We start from the raw sequence: 16976 nt of genomic DNA, 5'->3' as shown, positions 1-16976 counted from the left end.
AACCAATGCAGTGATTGCATTGGTTTTTTTGTCGGAAATGTTGAGCAACTAAGCCATAATACGTTAAAATATTGCGTTATTTTGAATACATCATGGTAAGATAACCATAGTGATTATATTGGGGGGAATATTGTTATGAAAACACGTTCGAAGTTAATAGCCGGCATTGTGATTGTTTTTGGTGTGATCTTAGTGATACTGTTTCAGGGCACCCATCATTCAAAAACTAACAAGCAAGTTGGTGAACAAAAAAAAGTCAGGCAGACGAACAAAAATAGTTTACCAGGAGGCGCTAAGCCATCTGATTGGCAATTGATTTTGGTAAACAAGCAACATAGTCATACGTCAGAAATTAGTTTTAACAAGGCGACAGTTGATGGGGTACAGCTGGATAAAAGAATTGAAAAACCACTGGCTAATTTTAGAGATGGTGCTCAAAAAGCAGGCTATACGACAACGCTAGTCTCAGGATATCGTTCAATTCAGTATCAAACGCAGGTGTATAATAACTCTTTAACACAAAATGAGGCTAATGGTATGAATGAAAATGATGCTAAGAATTTAACACAGAGTGTTATTCAAACACCGGGTTCTTCAGAGCATCAAACAGGGTTGGCGGTTGATCTAGCAGGAAAAGATGCTTTAGCAAAGTATCCTGCATTAATGGCTCAAATGGATGAATTTGAATCACAAAAATGGTTGATTAAACATGCACCGGACTATGGTTTTATTTTACGTTACTTAGCGAGTCCAATAGCACGTTCACAAACAGGAATTGATTACGAATCTTGGCATTTTCGTTACGTTGGTAAAGCAAACGCTAAATATATAACAAAACATCACTTAACATTAGAAGCATATATTGATGAACTGCAAAAAGCAGATAAAAATTAGCACTGAAAAACATGGTGATTTTTGATATACTATATGTGTATTAAATTGACTGAAATTAGGAGAAAAGGCATGATTGTATTATCAGGCACTATCGGCGCTGGCAAAACAAGTTTAACACAGACGTTGGCGAAACATTTAGATTCGAAGGCATTTTACGAAAGTGTCGATGATAATCCAATTCTGCCATTATTCTATGAAAACCCTAAAAAATATGGTTTTCTACTTCAAATTTATTTTTTAAATAAGCGTTTAGCACAAATAAAATCTGCTCAAGAATCAGGGACAAATAATATTTTAGATCGCTCAATTTATGAAGATGCATTATTGTTCCAATTAACTGCAGATCTTAATCGTGCGACCCAAACTGAAGTAGATATCTATAAGTCGTTAGTTGATAATATGATGACCGATATTGATGGGGTTAATGATATTAAAAACCCAGACTTGTTAATTCATGTACGTGTCAGTTTTGAAACAATGCTTGAACGTATTGAAAAGCGCGGACGGTCATTTGAACAGGTTGCGGAAAATCCTGATTTGTATGAATACTATAAAGAATTAAATAAACGTTACGATGCATGGTTTGAATCATATGATCGTTCACCAAAGGTACAAATTGATGGGGATCGTTTTGACTTTGTTATGGATGATGAGGCTCGTGATAAAGTTCTAGATATGATTGATGCGAAGTTATCAGAGGTTCATGAAAAATAAAAAGCGATGAGTGATTATAACTCATCGCTTTTCGTTAATTAAAATAATAAAGACTCATGATGTTTGAATGAGCTGGAGGATAAAAATGGTAAAATACGGTTTTATTGGTACAGGTAGTATGGCACAAGCAATGATACAAGGTTTAATTCATAAGAATATTTTACCCAGTGATATTGCAGTATCCTCACCACGTTCTGCTGCTAAATTGAGTGAAAAATGGGGCGTAGTAGCACTACCAGTGCAACAATTAATTGACGAAAGTGATTTAGTTGTGCTTGCCTTCTTACCTAATCAATTAGACAATATCACAGCAAACGTAGATTTTCACAATAAATTAGTGGTCTCGGTTTTAGCTGGCATTAATGTTGCCCAATTAGTAGCTGCGACAGGTACAACTCAAATTGTACGCACTTTACCTAATGTCAATGTTGCAAATAATCAGGGACTTACAGCTTTTGCCAAAGAAACGTTAACAAGCACAAACGATAAAATATTTAATATATTTTCAGATTATCTTGGTGATTCTGTGGCATTAGCAGAATCACAATTTCCGGTTTTTTCAGCAATTGCAGGTTCTGGACCAGCGTATGTATTCAAATTTATTGATGCGCTGGCACAAGCAGGGATTGATAATGGCTTAGAAGCAGCATTGGCAACAAAAATTGCGACACAAACGGTTTTAGGATCTGCTACAACACTGTTGAAATCATCACAGACAGCACAAGAATTGCAAAACGCAGTTGCATCACCAGGCGGATCAACCAGAGCCGGGTTAGATGATTTTAATGATCAAAATTTTGATCATGTAGTGTCTCATGCGATTAAAGCAACTATAGAACACAAACACTTATAAGTCACTCAATCAAAGGTTATAAACGCTTATTTAATCATATGATAAAAAAATATTATATCATTTTGATGTTAATTTGATATGGCTTTGTAAAGCCTGAGATTTTTATCAACTAGTACATGTTTGACCAAATGTGCGGGGTTACCGACAGCTGTCGTATAATCTGGCACGTCATCTAGAACGACTGCACTAGCACCTATTTTACTGTGGTGGCCAATAGTAATAGCCCCTAAAATCTGAGCGTGCGCACCGATGAAACTATGATGTTTGATATGGGGATGACGAGGACTATCTATTGATCCTCGTGCACCCAATGTCACACCATGCAAAATAGTCACGTCGTTTTCAATGACTGCGGTTTCTCCAATAACGACACCTATACCATGGTCTATAAAAACGCGCTGACCAATTTTTGCGCCAGGTGCAATTGTAATGCCTGTTCGTTGCGCTGACCAACGGGCGACAAGTGCGGCTAATAGTGGATGGTGATGTATATGTAACCAATGAGATAGGCGATGATATCCTAGGGCATGGAGTCCTGGATAAGTTAAAATAACTATCATCAAACTATGTGCCCCAGGATCTCGTTTTAGTATGGCCTTGGCAGTGTTAAACATGGTTTCTCCATTATGATTTGAGTTGCTTAAAGCTTTGATCCAAGTCAGTAATTAAATCATCAATATCTTCTACACCTACGGATAATCTAATTAACTCATCTTGAATACCATTAGCTAAACGGATATCACGAGGTATTGCACCGTGTGTCATTTTTGCAGGTATTTCAATTAAACTTTCTAGTGCGCCTAAACTTTCAGCCAAAGTGATTAGCTTGAGATTTTCAACAAATTTTTCCGGGTCAATACCTGGCTGTAATTCAAATGAAATCATTGCACCAAAACCAGCCATCTGTTGTTTGGCTAATGAAAAGTCAGAATTATCTGGGTTTCCAGGGAAGTAAATATTAGCCACTAACGGCTGTTGATTAAGATATTCAAAGATGGTTTGTGCATTTTGTTGGTGTCGTTGCATTCTCAATGACAAGGTTTTAATACCGCGTTGTAACAACCAACTTTCTTGTGGTGCTAAAATGGCACCGATTGCATTTTGTAAATAACCAAGTTTTTCGCTTAATTCAGCATTTTTTGTAACGGCCAGTCCGGCGATGAGATCACTATGACCGCCTAGATATTTAGAGGCACTGTGAACAACAATATCAATGCCTAATGCGATCGGTTTTTGGATATATGGTGTTGCAAAAGTGTTATCAACAATACTGAGTAGATTATGTTGTTGCGCTATCTTTGCGATAGCTGCAATATCTGTGATACGTAACAGAGGATTTGTTGGTGTTTCAAGGTATATAGCAGTTGTATTAGCTTGAATAGCTGCTGAAACAGCCTCAAGATCACGAGTATCTACAGTTGTAAATGTCATACCCATACGTTTTAAAACATTGTCAATGAGTCGAAATGTACCACCATAAACATCATTACCAACAATAATGTGATCACCATTTGAAAATAGTGAAAAAATAGTACTAATGGCTGCTGAACCTGATGCAAAGGCGAAACCAGCATCACCATCTTCTAAATCAGCTATTAATTTTTCAACTGCTTCACGTGTGGGGTTACCAGAACGAGAATATTCATATTTTGATGAACCGATATGTTTTTGTTTAAATGTTGAAGCCATGTGAATAGGAATAGACACTGCACCAGTAGCTTCATCAATGCTAACGCCGCCATGGATAAGTTTTGTATTAAATTTCATTTTATATACCTCATTTTGAATAGATTTGATCGCTCATGTAGCGCTCACTGCTATCTGGGAAAATAGTAACAATATTGCTGTTTTCAGGTAGAGATTCAGCTAATTTTAAACTAGCTGCGAGTGCAGCACCACTCGAACTACCAATAAATAATCCTAATTTTTTTGCTGCTTCACGTACTTGATAAAAAGCATCCGAATCACTAATTGTCATGATTTTATCTATTGTTATATTGTCAAAAAACGGTGGTACGAATTCAACACCAATGCCTTCAGTGCGATGTGAATGCGCAGGGCCACCAGCCAGAATAGAACCTTCAGGTTCAACAACAACATTTTTAATCTGATTATCGTACTCATTGAGGTATGTTGCTACACCTGCAAAGGTACCACCACTTCCAGCACCTGCTACGAAAGCGGTAATGCTTTGATTATCTAAATCTTGTATGATTTCAGGCGCCAGTGTTTGATAATAAGTTTTTGGATTAGCAGCGTTTGCAAACTGCATTGGTAAATAACTGTTATCAATTTCTTGTGCTAAGGATTTTGCTTTTTCTATCGCACCCTTGATACCTTCGCTAGATGGCGTGTTAATAAGTGTGGCACCTAATGCTTGCATGAGTTGTTGTTTTTCGTAACTAAATTTTTCTGGCACGACGAGTATGGTGCGTAGATGATACTTTTGTGCAGCTAGGGCTAAACCAATACCTGTGTTACCAGCAGTCGGTTCAATGATGGTCGTATCTTGATTGATGAGATGCTTTTCTAGCCCGTCAGCAATGAGAAACTGGCCTAGACGATCTTTTATACTGCCCCCAGGATTAAACATTTCTAATTTGGCAAAAATGTGGCTATTATTTGGCACATCAATTTGCAAATCAATTAAGGGTGTATGACCAATTAGTTGAGAAACATGAGTAATATACATGAATACGTATTCCTTTTCTATGTTAGAACCAAACAAAAAGGCGCAAAAATTCGTAAGAATTTTACACGCCTTCAACAGTTAAACCACTCGAAGAGCAAATTAACTAGTTGGTTATGGTTCACCAAAAGTCTATGCTTAACAAGCAGTACAACATCGAAAACGTGTTGTACTGCAGCATTCAAATTGCATTGTTAAGTAGCTTGATGCCATTTTTATCTCCTAAAACTTAATTGACATAAGTTTACTATGTATTTCTAAATATGTCAATAACAGCTCAATGTGATGTTTTTAGGCCCAATTGCCGGAACGAAATACGGGAATCACTTTATCATCTTGGGTGATACCATCAATGTTCATATCAGCTGAACCAATCATGAAATCAACGTGAGCATCTGAAATGTTCCAACCCCGAGCAGCTAAATCCTTTGGTGAATCAGTCTTTCCACCAGAAATATTGGAAGCGTAAGCAGCACCGATAGCCAAATGATCAGAGGCATTTTCATCAAATAATGTATTGTAAAATAGGACACCACCTTGTGAAATTGGTGAAGCGTCTGGCACGAGCGATACCTCGCCCAATGATTTTGAACCTGCGTCCGTATCGATTAATTTTTGTAAAACATCAAGCCCCTTGGTTGCAGTTGCTTTAGTGATACGACCATCTTCAAAATCTAATTCGATGTTTTCAATCAATGTACCTTGATACGATAGTGGCAGCGTTGCAGCAACATGACCATGAATATTACGGTTATCAGGGGCTGTGAAAACCTCTTCTGTTGGCATATTTGGAATGAAGTTATTACCAGCCTTATCATATGAATTGGCCGCTTCCCAAATATGTCCTGTTGCTAAACCAATAGTGAAGTTAGACTTGGTATTTTGATAGCGTAGTTCTTTAAAGTTTTGTTTATTTAACCAGTCGGCCTTTTCTTTAAGTGTTTCGACGTGTGTATGCCAATTTTCGATAGCATCTGAGGTATCGTCAATACGCACATCCTTAAGGATTTCTTCCCAAAGACGTTCAACAGCAGCTTGACCTTTTAAGCTAGGAAAGACTTTTTCGGCCCAAGATTGTCCAGCAGCGGCAGCAACTAACCAAGAAATATCATCTTTCATGGTAGCTTCACGTACGCGGCCTAACGCTTTTTGTTTTGCTTTAGTGAAGTTACTAAGACGCTCAGAATCAACATTTGCTAGACCGTCAGGGTCTTGTGATAGGAGTGAGATCCGTGAAGCATAGATATCCATGAGCTCATTAGCTCTGGTTACTTCATAGTTAGGAATGTTTTCCAAGCGATCAGCAGCAGTATAGGTTAAGAAATCATGTGATACTTGTTGATCTGACCATTCCAAGACAACTTCTCGAGCACCAGCTTGATAGGCTGCATGAACAATTTTACGTGCAAAATAGGCTTCATTAACTTCTGCGTATAAAATAATTGTTTGTCCTGGTTGAACGTTGACACCACGTTTGACAATTAACTCTGCGTACTTATCTAATTTAGTTTCTAACGACATAGTGCTTTATTGGCTAAACAATTGTTTTGTCTAGCATACTCCTCTTTAAAATTTAATAATGTGTTAATTATCTCATGAACAGAATGGTGTTTCAAATAATATGTCAGGAAAGTGATCAAAATTATTATTACAGTAAGTTTAGTATATTTAACGAGCGGTTTGCTAATATATTTTGTATAATAGAAATATGACAAATGATTCTGCAGTGACGCCAAAAATTAAAACTAAAAAAACATTAACAGCAATCACATACCTACTCATATTTGGTGGTCTTTTGGCGACCATATTTGTTTGGTTTTTTACTAAACCGGTTGTAGTGGCAACGAATCCATCGCCAGAAGGGTTTTCAATACAGGGTGTGGCAATCAGTCAAGCATCAGGTTATGTCGACTATAACAATCTAGCATCAAATGGTATTGATTATGCTTATTTACGTGCAACAACAGGGGATTCATTTGCTGATGATGGGTACCAGTCGAGCTATAATCGTGCAAAATCTGCTAAATTGAAATTGGGTAGCATACAAGTTTATGATTCGACCACGGACGCGTCAACTCAAGCACAGTATTTTATTGATAATGTTGGTAATAATATTGGTCAATTACCTATTGCTGTCTATGTTGTAGACACAGCAGTGAGTACACAAGCCAGTATCGATCGCCTTGTCACACTGTTACAAATTTTGAATAGTCATTATGATAGACCAACAGTAATTTATACCACAGCAAACGTACAGAAAAAACTATCATCGACAATTTCAAAAACTAAGTATTGGTTAATTAGTAATAATACGACTGATAAAGCAAGTAGGAATCAATTTATTCAATATAGTGAAGATCACACAATTGGTAGCGGTTTGAAAGCAATTAAGATGCCAACGAGTGTGTTCAATGGTACAGAAAAAGAATTTGAGGATATGAAATGATTAAATTTGGTGTTATTGGTACAAGTTGGATTACCAAAATGTTCATCGAAGCAGCAGTTATAACAGGTGAGTATGAGTTATCCAAAATATATTCTCGTACACAAGATCAAGGCGAGGCGTTTTTAGAGACGTTGACGGTCGATAATGTGGATATTGTCACTACTTTAAGTGATTTATACACAGATATTGATGTGGTTTACATTGCATCACCTAATTCATTCCACTTCGAGCAAGCAAAAGTAGCCATTGAGGCAGGTGTTCATGTCATTGTTGAAAAGCCATCAACGAGTAATCCAACAGAATTTGCAGAAATTGAACGATTATTAAGCAGTCATTCCGATGTGCGCTATTTTGAAGCAGCACGTCATATTCACCAACCCAATTTCAAGATTATTCAGCAAACAATGGGTGAGTTGCCGGAACTACAAGGGGCGACTTTAGTTTACCAGAAATATTCTTCTCGTTATGATGCCTATTTGGATGGGCAACAACCAAATGTCTTGACGCGTGAATTTAGCGCAGGGGCGTTATATGATTTGGGTGTGTATCCCATTTATGCAGCAATTGCTTTATATGGCGCACCAAAAGCTGTACAATATCTACCAACCTTATTAGCGAATGGGGCTGATGGGAAAGGTGTAGCTAACTTGTTTTATGATGATTTTAATGTCACTGTTTTGTTTGGTAAGAGTATCAATTCATATTTGCCAAGTGAAATATATGGTTTAAAAGAAACAATTGCAATATCAAATATTGCGGAACTAGAAACAGTAACATACTATGATGGTAACGGTAATGCTGACAACATTGGTCAGAAACCAGATAGTAATCCAATGGTGCATGAAGCATTGGATTTTGCCAATGTTATTAATGACCCAGTTGGCAATCACACAAAATATAACCAGTGGTTCCAACTTGCTAAACAAGTAAATCAAACGTTGTTTGATTTACGTTCGTCGGCTGGAATTGAATTTCCTGCAGACCAGAAAGAATATTAATTTAATGGCGATAAGATCAGAACTAACAGAAAAGTTTGATTTACAATTTGAAGCACCAACACCAATACAAGATGCTGTTTGGGAAAAACTTTCAAATGGCGAAGATATTTTTGGTTTGGCACCTACTGGAACGGGAAAGACGTTGGCATTTATTCTACCTATGTTGTCACGTATTGATGTCAAAGCAAAAAAAACACAGGTATTAATCCTAGCGCCAAGTCAAGAGCTAGCGATGCAAACAACAGCTGTAGCTCGTGAATGGGGCGCACTAATTGGTGTTTCTGTAACAAGTCTAATTGGCGGTGCTAACGGGCGCAGACAGGCAGATAAACTCAAAAAAGAAAAGCCGCATATTGTTGTTGGTACACTTGGTCGTATGTTAACGATGATTGAAGGTGGTGCACTGAAACTTAATGCTGTTCAGGCAGTTATTTTTGATGAAGCCGACGCGATGCTGACGGAAGAACGTCATGAGAGTTTACAAGAACTAGCGAAGCAATTACCAGATAATGTACAATTAGGTTTATTTTCAGCAACGTCTGGCGTGAATTTGAAATATGTGTCTGATACATTTCAGCAAGAAGTCAGACCGATATCAGTTGGAACAGATGCGCCAACAGCAATAAAGCATGAATTTCAGTATGTTGATCAAAAAGCAAAAGCAAATATGTTGATTCAACTTGCACGAAATAAAAAACAAGCATTAGTTTTCTTCAATACAATTAGTGGTTTGGTTAATATGCAAGCTACATTACGTCATGCCCATGTTAGTGTGATGAGTATTGGGAGCAACGACAAACGCCAAGTTCAACGTGCAGATGCCTTACGTCTATTTAAAAAAGGTGAGGTAGACTTATTATTAGTCACTGATGTTGCTGCGCGTGGATTAGACATTGAAGATTTACCATTAGTGGTCAATGCGCAATTACCACAAACTAAAAAAACATACATCCATCGTACAGGACGTACAGGACGTATGGGTAAGGTAGGGCGTGTGCTTAATTTGGGAAATGATCACGACATTCGTGATTTGAAACGTGAATTAGGTGAAGATTTCCAATTAGTTAAGGCGGAAAAAGCGTTTACTGATAAAAAGGTAGCGGACTCACAGAATGCCACACCTACACGAGTAGAACATCATTTACGTGATGATGTGCGTGTTAAAAATGAACCCAAAAGTAACACAATCGAACCCACTGTTAAGAAAAAAACTGTGATTGAAGTTGTTGAAAAACCAAAGAAGAAAAAACGATTGAAAGCTTCAAAAGACAAGGGTAAGCCAAAGTGGGCGAAAAAATCTGATGATAAATGATGCGGTAGCATCGTTTTTTATTTTATTGAAAAAAATATTGCAGCGTTTAAGTGAATAAAATAGCGGTATTTAATCTCCTATTAATCAGAAAGCATTACAATTAAAAGAATAAAACGTTACAATGGAGATATGAAAATGGCTAAAGCAATTAAAATCTTATTAATCGAAGACGATGTTAACTTGGCAGACAATATTGTTGGGTTTTTACAGGATTTTGCCGATGTCAACGTTGTTAATAATGGCCTCGATGGCGAATTTGAAGGTCAAGAATCCCCATATGATTTAATTATTTCAGATTTAATGTTACCCGGTGAAAGCGGATTTGAGGTGATTAAAAACTTACGTAAAAATAATGTGGAAACGCCGGTGTTGATTTTAACAGCTAAAAGTTCGCTTGATGATAAAATCGAAGGATTCAATGTTGGCGCAGATGATTACTTGACCAAGCCCTTTTATCGTGAAGAATTATTGGTACGCGTTAAAGCGCTTCTTCGGCGTGCTGGCGTATACTCTGAAGATAACATGATTGCTGTTGGGGATGTATTGATTAACTTAGAAAACAGAGGTGTTCAGGTACATGGACAACAAGTTAAACTAGTTGGTAAAGAATTTGATATTCTGACTTACTTAGCGCAAAATAAAAATATCATTGTCACACGTGATCAAATTTTTGATCGTGTGTGGGGAATTGATTCCGATACGACAATTAATGTTGTTAATATTTATTTAAATAATTTGCGCAGAAAGTTAGAGGCGGTTGGTCAAAACGACTTGATTAAAACATTGCGTAATATCGGGTTCATTTTAGAGGTTGAAGATGCCTAATGTCATTAACAAGCAACAACAAATTCGGGGTTTTCTACTGTTAATTGCGAGTTTTTTTGTCATATTTTCAGTTCTTGGTAGTGTGATTTATTGGTCTTACACACGAACAATTTTTCAAAATTCCGATACGGCAATCTCACAACAAATTAAACAATTTGACTTGACGGGCGCACTACAAAATTCTGCTGATGCGAATAGAAAAGCACCACTCTTATTACAATCAAATATGTTATCGGATGTTTGGGTGTATGATAAATCAAAGAAGTTAGTCATTGATGAACGTATACCTGAAGCGATGCAAACTGTCTACAAACAGAAGTTTAAGTATAGTAAAAAATTTGTTTCTTACCGTCCAAAAACTGTACAAATTGGCAATAATTATTATCGTGGGACACGTGTATCATTTGTTGATGGCACAAAAAATAATGATGGGAAACCAGTTAAATACGGAATTATTACCGTTAACGTCACAGATACAATTTTTAATCTCAATCAATTTAAAAAAGTAATTTTATGGTCATTTGGAACATTTGGTTTGCTTGCGGTCATGGTTTCTTACTGGATTAGCATGATGAATATGAAACCTATTATAAAAGCTTGGCAACAGCAACAGGATTTCGTTAATAATGCGGCACACGAACTACGTACGCCAATGGCGGTTATCCAAGGAAAGCTAGAAAATATGCTTACACGTCCTGAATCAACAGTACGTGAGCAATCCAATGCTATTATTTTATCGCTATCAGAAGTGCGACGTTTAACATCATTGACTAATAATATGTTGACACTGGCGAAATCAGGCTCCAATATGACTCGAATTGAAAGAGAATCGACCGATATCTCAGAATTTTTGTCAAATATTGTCGCACCATATCAAGAAATGGCTGAATTTGATGGTAAACAAGTGTTATTGTCAACACATGCCAATCAACCAATATTTATTGACCAAAAACGCATTCATCAATTGTTAGTTTTGTTGATTGATAATGCCATGAAATACTCGGATTCAGGCGCCACAGTTTCAATTTCTGCTACCATTGAGAAACGTAAATTCATATTGAGTGTGGCAGACACTGGACGCGGTATTAGTGATGAGGCAAAGAAGCATGTTTTTGATCGTTTCTATCGTGAAGATAAAACGGGAAGTCGACAGACCGGTGGTACAGGTCTTGGGCTATCAATTGCTGAATGGATTGTCCATGCTCATGGTGGTAAGATTGTGGTATTAGATAATCAACCTAAAGGTACTATTTTTAAAGTAACTTTGCCACTTTAATTTTATATTGAATTGACTTGTGAGTACATTAATTACGTTAGGAGATTTATGTTATGAAACATTCATTAATTCCTGTAGTCATCATATCAGCTGTCATCGGTGGTGGTGTCGTATATTCAGGCATACAACCAAATTCTTGGTTTCAAGAACAAACGGTAACGAAAAAAACTGCTAACATTTCTGGACAGGCTTCAATTTCAAAAGTCGCCTATACAAGTAATGATGAAGCAACGATAGCTTATAATAAGATTAAAAATGCAGTTGTGACTGTTCAAAATTTACAGACCAACTCAGGGCAAAATACGGATTTTTCATCATTTTTTGGGGAACAAGACCAAGAATCACCAAAAGTTGAAACAGCGTCAGAGGGATCAGGTGTTGTTTATAAAATAGCCAATGGCAGCGTCTATATTATTACTAATAATCACGTTGTGGCTGATTCAGATGCGTTACAGATTATAACGGCTAGTGGTAAAAAGGTAAAAGCTGAAGTTGTTGGAACGGATGAAAAACAAGACCTAGCTTTGATTAAGGCAAACACAAGTACGATTAAGACAACAGCTAAATTTGGTTCTGTGAATGAATTGGCGTCTGGACAGCCAGTTTTGGCAATTGGGTCACCGTTAGGCTCTGAGTATGCGACTTCTGTGACGAGTGGTATCATTTCAGCAAAAAGTCGAACACTGAGCGCTGAAGAAACTGGTGTTACTGCTGCTAGAGTGATTCAAACAGATGCAGCAATTAATCCTGGTAACTCTGGTGGACCACTAGTTAACTTGTCTGGTCAGGTCGTAGGGATTAATTCATCAAAGATCACTTTGTCCACTGATGGTACTAGCGTCGAAGGTATGGGATTTGCAATCCCTTCAGATATTGTACAAACATTTATTAATCAAACGGAAAAATAAATTTTATAGAAAAGTTAGTAAATAATATGTATCAAAAAAGCAGCCAAAGGGCTGCTTTTTTGTCGTTCATTGATGTCAACATTACAAAGTGCTTTGATACCAATCAACGATTTGCTTTGGTGTTAGGCGTTCACCGTGACCAATACGAGAGACTTCTTCACCATCTTCAAATAGAACGAATGAGGGGATACCGCGCATGTTGTGTTCTGTAGCAACATCGAGATTTTCATCACGATCAGCGTCAAACCAAGTGGCAGTTGTGCTGATAGTTTCCTTAATATCTTGGATGAATGGTTTAATCACCCGACAATCACCACACCAATCCGCAGACAAAAACATCACATTGCGACCAGGTTTATTAATATATGACTCAATAACGGTATTTGTATTATGTGTAGGTTCGTACATTTGCAGACTCCTTAGTTTATTGTTGTGCAAATTATACCACAATATAATTAAAAATACTCAATTGTCAATAATGAGAAAAGTAAAAATAAAATTTGGAAAAAGTATTGACATCTAACCAAATGACAGTTATAGTAAATACAACATAAACATTGAAGAGATAAGTACGACATAAAATCTTGATAAGAGAGCCCGCACATGGTGAAAGCGAGTAAGATGGTAGGTTGGAAAATGGTCTTGGAGTTTCATAGATACGAGCTAGCGAACACTCATTTGTGTGGCGCAGTAAGTTGAAGTCGGCAGTGCTCGTTAACGCACAACGTATAACTTGATGGTTTTCACAGATGTTCTCGACGATTACTAACAGGCGTACTGTTTAAGGTGTGGGTGCGAGAGCCCTACATGAACACCGGGTGGTAACACGTTAAAAAACGTCCCGCAGTCTAGCAATAGACTGCGGTTTTTTTATTTTCTAGTATATTTTGTTAGAAGGGATCCAGACTTTATGAGAGTAACTTTACAAAATGGTTTGCTTAAACGTGAATGCTTAACGTTGGGGAAATATAACCTAAAAAAACCAACATTAAGTATATTGATAGTTAATCTCATGCCAAATCGCTTGCAAACTGAGAAGCAGTTAACCAAATTATTAACGCAACTGCCAGTCAACGTTAATGTCACTTTTGCTGTACCGGCAACACACCACATTAAACACGATGTTGATTTAGTTAAAGCCAGTTATGTTACGTTAAATGATGTCTGGCATAAAAATTATGATGGCTTGATTGTCACAGGGGCACCAGTTGATCGTGTAAAATTTGAAGATATTGATTATTGGCAAGAGTTTCAAAAGTTATTAGCTTGGCGTAAAACACATGTCAAAGAAAGTTTACTGACTTGCTGGGCAGCATTTGGTGCTGGTTATGCCGAGCGTAATTTTCCAGTACGTAGTCACAAAAATAAAATCTTTGGTGTTTATCAAATAAAACATATTTTAAAACAACATAGTCAATTAACAACTGGTTTAACGGCTGTGACTATGCCACATTCACGCTATTTTACAATTCCATTTCAGGGTGTATCTCGTCGGCTAAAGATAGCTGGAAATGATGAGTTTGGTGCATTCATTCTACGCGATGAGCACCTGCAATCAACATATATAACAGGTCATTTGGAATATGATACAAGCACGCTACAAGATGAATATCAACGTGACCTGAAGATAGATACAGCAACACGTCAGCCTGAAAATTATTATTTTGAGGGTAAGCCACAAAATAGTTGGCAAACTAGTGCCGAAACAATTTTTAGCAATTGGGGTGCGTTATTGGCAACGCGTTATGAAAGTACGAAAACCGTTGATCAGATAACAACAATAGATAATTTGTATGAGGAAGGAAAAACTTTATGACGAGTAACATAGATACGATTCTAGCACAGGGGGGCAATGGCACTGACGATACAAAAACTGGTGCAATTGTGACACCATTGTATTTTTCAACATCCTACCGGCATCCGGGTTTGGGAGAATCAACCGGATTTGACTACGCGCGTTTAAACACACCAACACGCCACATCCTAGAAGAGCAATTAGCAGTTTTGGAGCAAGGCGTACAAGCCTTTGCGACTAGTTCGGGAATGTCAGCAATTGATTTAGTTTTTTCTGCAGTACTTAAAACAGGGGATCATTTTCTAACAAGTGATGACTTATATGGTGGTACTTTTCGCTATTTTGACAGAATTGTTGAACAAAGAGGTGTAACTTACGATGTCTGTAGTAGCATAGATGATTTTGCTCAAAAAATTAAACCAGAAACGAAACTGATTTGGATAGAAACACCTTCAAACCCAATGATGAAAATATTTGACATCAAAAAATTGCGTGAGCGTTTACAATTACAATTTCCAAATGTTTTGATTGCAGTTGACAATACTTTCTTGACACCGATATTTCAACAACCATTGAAATTAGGTGCAGACGTTGTCGTTCATTCAGCAACTAAATATCTTGGTGGTCATAATGATATTTTAGCAGGTGCCGTCATCGCTGGAAATGATGAACTAGCGGCCAAATTGGAATCAACTTTGTTAACACAGGGGCAAGTACTTGATTCATTTAGTTCTTGGTTATTAATTCGCAGTTTAAAAACCCTACATTTACGCATGAAGCGACACGATGAAAACGGAAAATTTCTAGCAGAAAACTTAAAAACAATTACAGGTGTATCATCGATTCATTATCCTGGTGTTGGTGGCATGATTAGTTTTTATTTAGATGACGGTTACGATGTTAATTTATTTTTGAAGGGACTACATATTGGTTCATTTGCTGAGAGTTTGGGTGGACCGGAAACACTCATCACAATTCCTGCAGTGCAGACACATCATGATATGAGTGAGAGCCAACGACTTGCCTTGGGTATCACGGAGCAACTGATTCGGGTTAGTGCTGGTCTAGAAGATAAAAATGATTTATTAATTGATCTCAAACAAGCAATAAGTGGGGCAGAATTATGAGTGATTGGACAAATGTAATTCAGGCCGCAACAATACATGATCCACTATCGGGCGCTGTGAATACCCCAATTCAACTCAGCTCAACATTTAATCAAACAGATTTTGATCATTTTGGTCATTTCGATTATGCACGTTCAGGTAATCCAACGCGTGAATCAGGTGAAAAAGCAGTAGCAGCATTGGAACATGGTAAATATGGTTACTTGTTTAGTACAGGTATGGCAGCAATTAGCAGTGTATTGTTTACATTGTCAGCTGGAGACGATATTGTTGTGAGCAAGCATGTTTATGGTGGCACTTTCCGTATATTGTCAGATATTTTACCACGTTGGGGAATTACGCATACCTTAGTTGATTTTGGTGATTTAGATGCTGTTAAGGCGGCTATTAAACCAGAAACAAAAGCATTATATATTGAAACACCTTCAAATCCAGTATTAAAAATCACGGACATTCGTGCGATTGTTGCTATAGCAAAAGATAACGATTTGATTACCATTGCAGATAATACTTTTTTATCACCATTTCTACAAAACCCACTTGACTTGGGTGTTGATATTGTTGTTCATTCAGCAACTAAATTTTTAGCTGGACATTCTGACATTCTTGCCGGTGCTGTTGTTACTAATAATTCAGATTTGGCTGACAAAATATATTTTATTCAAAATGCAGTTGGCGCAACCTTGGGTGTTTTGGATACGTGGTTATTACTACGAGGTATCAAAACACTTGGCGTGCGCATGACGCAGTCAAGTCAGTCAGCACAAAAAATTGCGCAATACCTTGAAGGGCATGATAAAGTGGCGCGTGTTTTGTATCCGGGGTTGGCAACTCATGAAGGGTATACGATTCATCAGTCGCAATCTAAATCAGGTGGTGCTGTTCTGAGTTTTGATGTTGGATCTGCAGATAACGCCAAAGTAGTTGTTGAAGCACTAACAATACCGATTTTTTCAGTCAGTTTGGGTGCTGTGGAGACAATTATTAGTTATCCGCCAAAAATGAGTCATGCAGAATTAAACGTAGAAGAGTTGAAAGATACGGGAATCACACCAGGCTTACTCCGATTTTCAGTTGGTTTAGAGGATGTAAATGATTTGATTGCTGATTTAGAACAGGCGTTGGCATTAATTTAATCA

General features: G+C 37.4%; 17 protein-coding genes. 12 read left to right on the top strand and 5 right to left on the bottom strand.

Annotation, left to right across the window (positions count from 1 at the left end; all coding sequences use genetic code 11):
* The first annotated feature begins 135 nt into the window (after positions 1 to 135).
* The 3 genes from K5Q13_RS06880 (at position 136) to proC (ending at position 2461) form a co-directional block, all read left to right on the top strand.
* Complete coding sequence (locus K5Q13_RS06880) at positions 136 to 894, top strand: M15 family metallopeptidase (RefSeq protein ID WP_220740972.1); 759 nt, start codon at positions 136 to 138, stop codon at positions 892 to 894.
* Positions 895 to 963: 69 nt separating this feature from the next.
* Complete coding sequence (locus tag K5Q13_RS06875) at positions 964 to 1608, top strand: deoxynucleoside kinase (protein WP_220740971.1); 645 nt, start codon at positions 964 to 966, stop codon at positions 1606 to 1608.
* Positions 1609 to 1693: 85 nt separating this feature from the next.
* Positions 1694 to 2461: a pyrroline-5-carboxylate reductase gene (gene proC, locus K5Q13_RS06870; RefSeq protein ID WP_220740970.1), complete on the top strand. Its 768-nt coding sequence runs from the start codon at positions 1694 to 1696 to the stop codon at positions 2459 to 2461.
* A gap of 68 nt (positions 2462 to 2529) precedes the next feature.
* Here proC and epsC read toward each other — a convergent pair whose 3' ends face one another.
* The 4 genes from epsC to K5Q13_RS06850 all read right to left on the bottom strand — a co-directional run bounded on the left by epsC (position 2530) and on the right by K5Q13_RS06850 (position 6671).
* Entirely contained in the window at positions 2530 to 3075 is a 546-nt protein-coding gene (gene epsC / locus K5Q13_RS06865; protein WP_220740969.1) for a serine O-acetyltransferase EpsC, read from the bottom strand.
* Between the two features lie 10 nt (positions 3076 to 3085).
* Positions 3086 to 4228, bottom strand: a complete 1143-nt coding sequence (locus K5Q13_RS06860; RefSeq protein WP_220740968.1) for a trans-sulfuration enzyme family protein — start codon at positions 4226 to 4228, stop codon at positions 3086 to 3088.
* A 10-nt stretch (positions 4229 to 4238) separates the two neighbouring features.
* Positions 4239 to 5153 (bottom strand): PLP-dependent cysteine synthase family protein, encoded by a 915-nt coding sequence (locus K5Q13_RS06855; protein ID WP_220740967.1) that lies wholly within the window; start codon positions 5151 to 5153, stop codon positions 4239 to 4241.
* Positions 5154 to 5441: 288 nt separating this feature from the next.
* Complete coding sequence (locus K5Q13_RS06850; RefSeq protein ID WP_220740966.1) at positions 5442 to 6671, bottom strand: aminopeptidase; 1230 nt, start codon at positions 6669 to 6671, stop codon at positions 5442 to 5444.
* A 187-nt stretch (positions 6672 to 6858) separates the two neighbouring features.
* Between K5Q13_RS06850 and K5Q13_RS06845 the strand changes: the two genes are divergently transcribed.
* The 6 genes from K5Q13_RS06845 to K5Q13_RS06820 all read left to right on the top strand — a co-directional run bounded on the left by K5Q13_RS06845 (position 6859) and on the right by K5Q13_RS06820 (position 12915).
* Positions 6859 to 7596, top strand: a complete 738-nt coding sequence (locus K5Q13_RS06845; protein WP_220740965.1) for a GH25 family lysozyme — start codon at positions 6859 to 6861, stop codon at positions 7594 to 7596.
* Positions 7593 to 8594 carry a Gfo/Idh/MocA family protein gene (locus K5Q13_RS06840; RefSeq protein WP_220740964.1) on the top strand — a complete coding sequence of 334 codons (1002 nt, stop codon included), beginning with the start codon at positions 7593 to 7595 and terminating at the stop codon, positions 8592 to 8594. Before K5Q13_RS06845 ends, K5Q13_RS06840 begins: the two co-directional genes overlap by 4 nt.
* Positions 8595 to 8598: 4 nt before the next feature.
* Entirely contained in the window at positions 8599 to 9906 is a 1308-nt protein-coding gene (locus tag K5Q13_RS06835; RefSeq protein ID WP_220740963.1) for a DEAD/DEAH box helicase, read from the top strand.
* Between the two features lie 135 nt (positions 9907 to 10041).
* Entirely contained in the window at positions 10042 to 10731 is a 690-nt protein-coding gene (locus K5Q13_RS06830) for a response regulator transcription factor (protein ID WP_220740962.1), read from the top strand.
* Positions 10724 to 12007 (top strand): sensor histidine kinase, encoded by a 1284-nt coding sequence (locus tag K5Q13_RS06825; RefSeq protein WP_220740961.1) that lies wholly within the window; start codon positions 10724 to 10726, stop codon positions 12005 to 12007. Before K5Q13_RS06830 ends, K5Q13_RS06825 begins: the two co-directional genes overlap by 8 nt.
* Before the next feature lie 53 nt (positions 12008 to 12060).
* On the top strand, positions 12061 to 12915 hold the full coding sequence (locus K5Q13_RS06820; RefSeq protein WP_220740960.1) for a S1C family serine protease: 855 nt from the start codon (positions 12061 to 12063) through the stop codon (positions 12913 to 12915).
* Positions 12916 to 12996: 81 nt separating this feature from the next.
* Here K5Q13_RS06820 and K5Q13_RS06815 read toward each other — a convergent pair whose 3' ends face one another.
* Complete coding sequence (locus tag K5Q13_RS06815) at positions 12997 to 13353, bottom strand: thioredoxin family protein (protein ID WP_281420531.1); 357 nt, start codon at positions 13351 to 13353, stop codon at positions 12997 to 12999.
* Between the two features lie 472 nt (positions 13354 to 13825).
* Here K5Q13_RS06815 and K5Q13_RS06810 point away from each other — a divergent pair, with 472 nt between their 5' ends.
* The 3 genes from K5Q13_RS06810 to K5Q13_RS06800 are packed head-to-tail and all read left to right on the top strand — an operon-like array spanning position 13826 to position 16973.
* On the top strand, positions 13826 to 14731 hold the full coding sequence (locus K5Q13_RS06810; RefSeq protein WP_220740959.1) for a homoserine O-acetyltransferase/O-succinyltransferase family protein: 906 nt from the start codon (positions 13826 to 13828) through the stop codon (positions 14729 to 14731).
* Complete coding sequence (locus tag K5Q13_RS06805; protein WP_220740958.1) at positions 14728 to 15837, top strand: trans-sulfuration enzyme family protein; 1110 nt, start codon at positions 14728 to 14730, stop codon at positions 15835 to 15837. Before K5Q13_RS06810 ends, K5Q13_RS06805 begins: the two co-directional genes overlap by 4 nt.
* A complete protein-coding gene (locus tag K5Q13_RS06800) occupies positions 15834 to 16973 on the top strand; it encodes a trans-sulfuration enzyme family protein (protein WP_220740957.1) in 1140 nt (379 codons plus the stop codon). The genes K5Q13_RS06805 and K5Q13_RS06800 overlap by 4 nt, the downstream gene beginning before the upstream one ends.
* Positions 16974 to 16976: the final 3 nt, after the last annotated feature.

Source organism: Leuconostoc miyukkimchii, assembly GCF_019656055.1.
Classification (GTDB): domain Bacteria; phylum Bacillota; class Bacilli; order Lactobacillales; family Lactobacillaceae; genus Leuconostoc; species Leuconostoc miyukkimchii.
The sequence above is the reverse complement of the archived record's forward strand: the minus strand, read 5'-3'. Positions and strand labels throughout refer to the sequence as shown.

Coding starts and splice junctions, on each gene's coding strand:
- K5Q13_RS06835 (WP_220740963.1), top strand. CDS start 8,599: ATGGCGATAAGATCAGAACTAACAGAAAAGTTTGATTTACAATTTGAA.
- K5Q13_RS06820 (WP_220740960.1), top strand. CDS start 12,061: ATGAAACATTCATTAATTCCTGTAGTCATCATATCAGCTGTCATCGGT.
- K5Q13_RS06800 (WP_220740957.1), top strand. CDS start 15,834: ATGAGTGATTGGACAAATGTAATTCAGGCCGCAACAATACATGATCCA.
- K5Q13_RS06805 (WP_220740958.1), top strand. CDS start 14,728: ATGACGAGTAACATAGATACGATTCTAGCACAGGGGGGCAATGGCACT.
- epsC (WP_220740969.1), bottom strand. CDS start 3,075: ATGTTTAACACTGCCAAGGCCATACTAAAACGAGATCCTGGGGCACAT.
- K5Q13_RS06810 (WP_220740959.1), top strand. CDS start 13,826: ATGAGAGTAACTTTACAAAATGGTTTGCTTAAACGTGAATGCTTAACG.
- K5Q13_RS06880 (WP_220740972.1), top strand. CDS start 136: ATGAAAACACGTTCGAAGTTAATAGCCGGCATTGTGATTGTTTTTGGT.
- proC (WP_220740970.1), top strand. CDS start 1,694: ATGGTAAAATACGGTTTTATTGGTACAGGTAGTATGGCACAAGCAATG.
- K5Q13_RS06875 (WP_220740971.1), top strand. CDS start 964: ATGATTGTATTATCAGGCACTATCGGCGCTGGCAAAACAAGTTTAACA.
- K5Q13_RS06840 (WP_220740964.1), top strand. CDS start 7,593: ATGATTAAATTTGGTGTTATTGGTACAAGTTGGATTACCAAAATGTTC.
- K5Q13_RS06855 (WP_220740967.1), bottom strand. CDS start 5,153: ATGTATATTACTCATGTTTCTCAACTAATTGGTCATACACCCTTAATT.
- K5Q13_RS06825 (WP_220740961.1), top strand. CDS start 10,724: ATGCCTAATGTCATTAACAAGCAACAACAAATTCGGGGTTTTCTACTG.
- K5Q13_RS06845 (WP_220740965.1), top strand. CDS start 6,859: ATGACAAATGATTCTGCAGTGACGCCAAAAATTAAAACTAAAAAAACA.
- K5Q13_RS06830 (WP_220740962.1), top strand. CDS start 10,042: ATGGCTAAAGCAATTAAAATCTTATTAATCGAAGACGATGTTAACTTG.
- K5Q13_RS06850 (WP_220740966.1), bottom strand. CDS start 6,671: ATGTCGTTAGAAACTAAATTAGATAAGTACGCAGAGTTAATTGTCAAA.
- K5Q13_RS06860 (WP_220740968.1), bottom strand. CDS start 4,228: ATGAAATTTAATACAAAACTTATCCATGGCGGCGTTAGCATTGATGAA.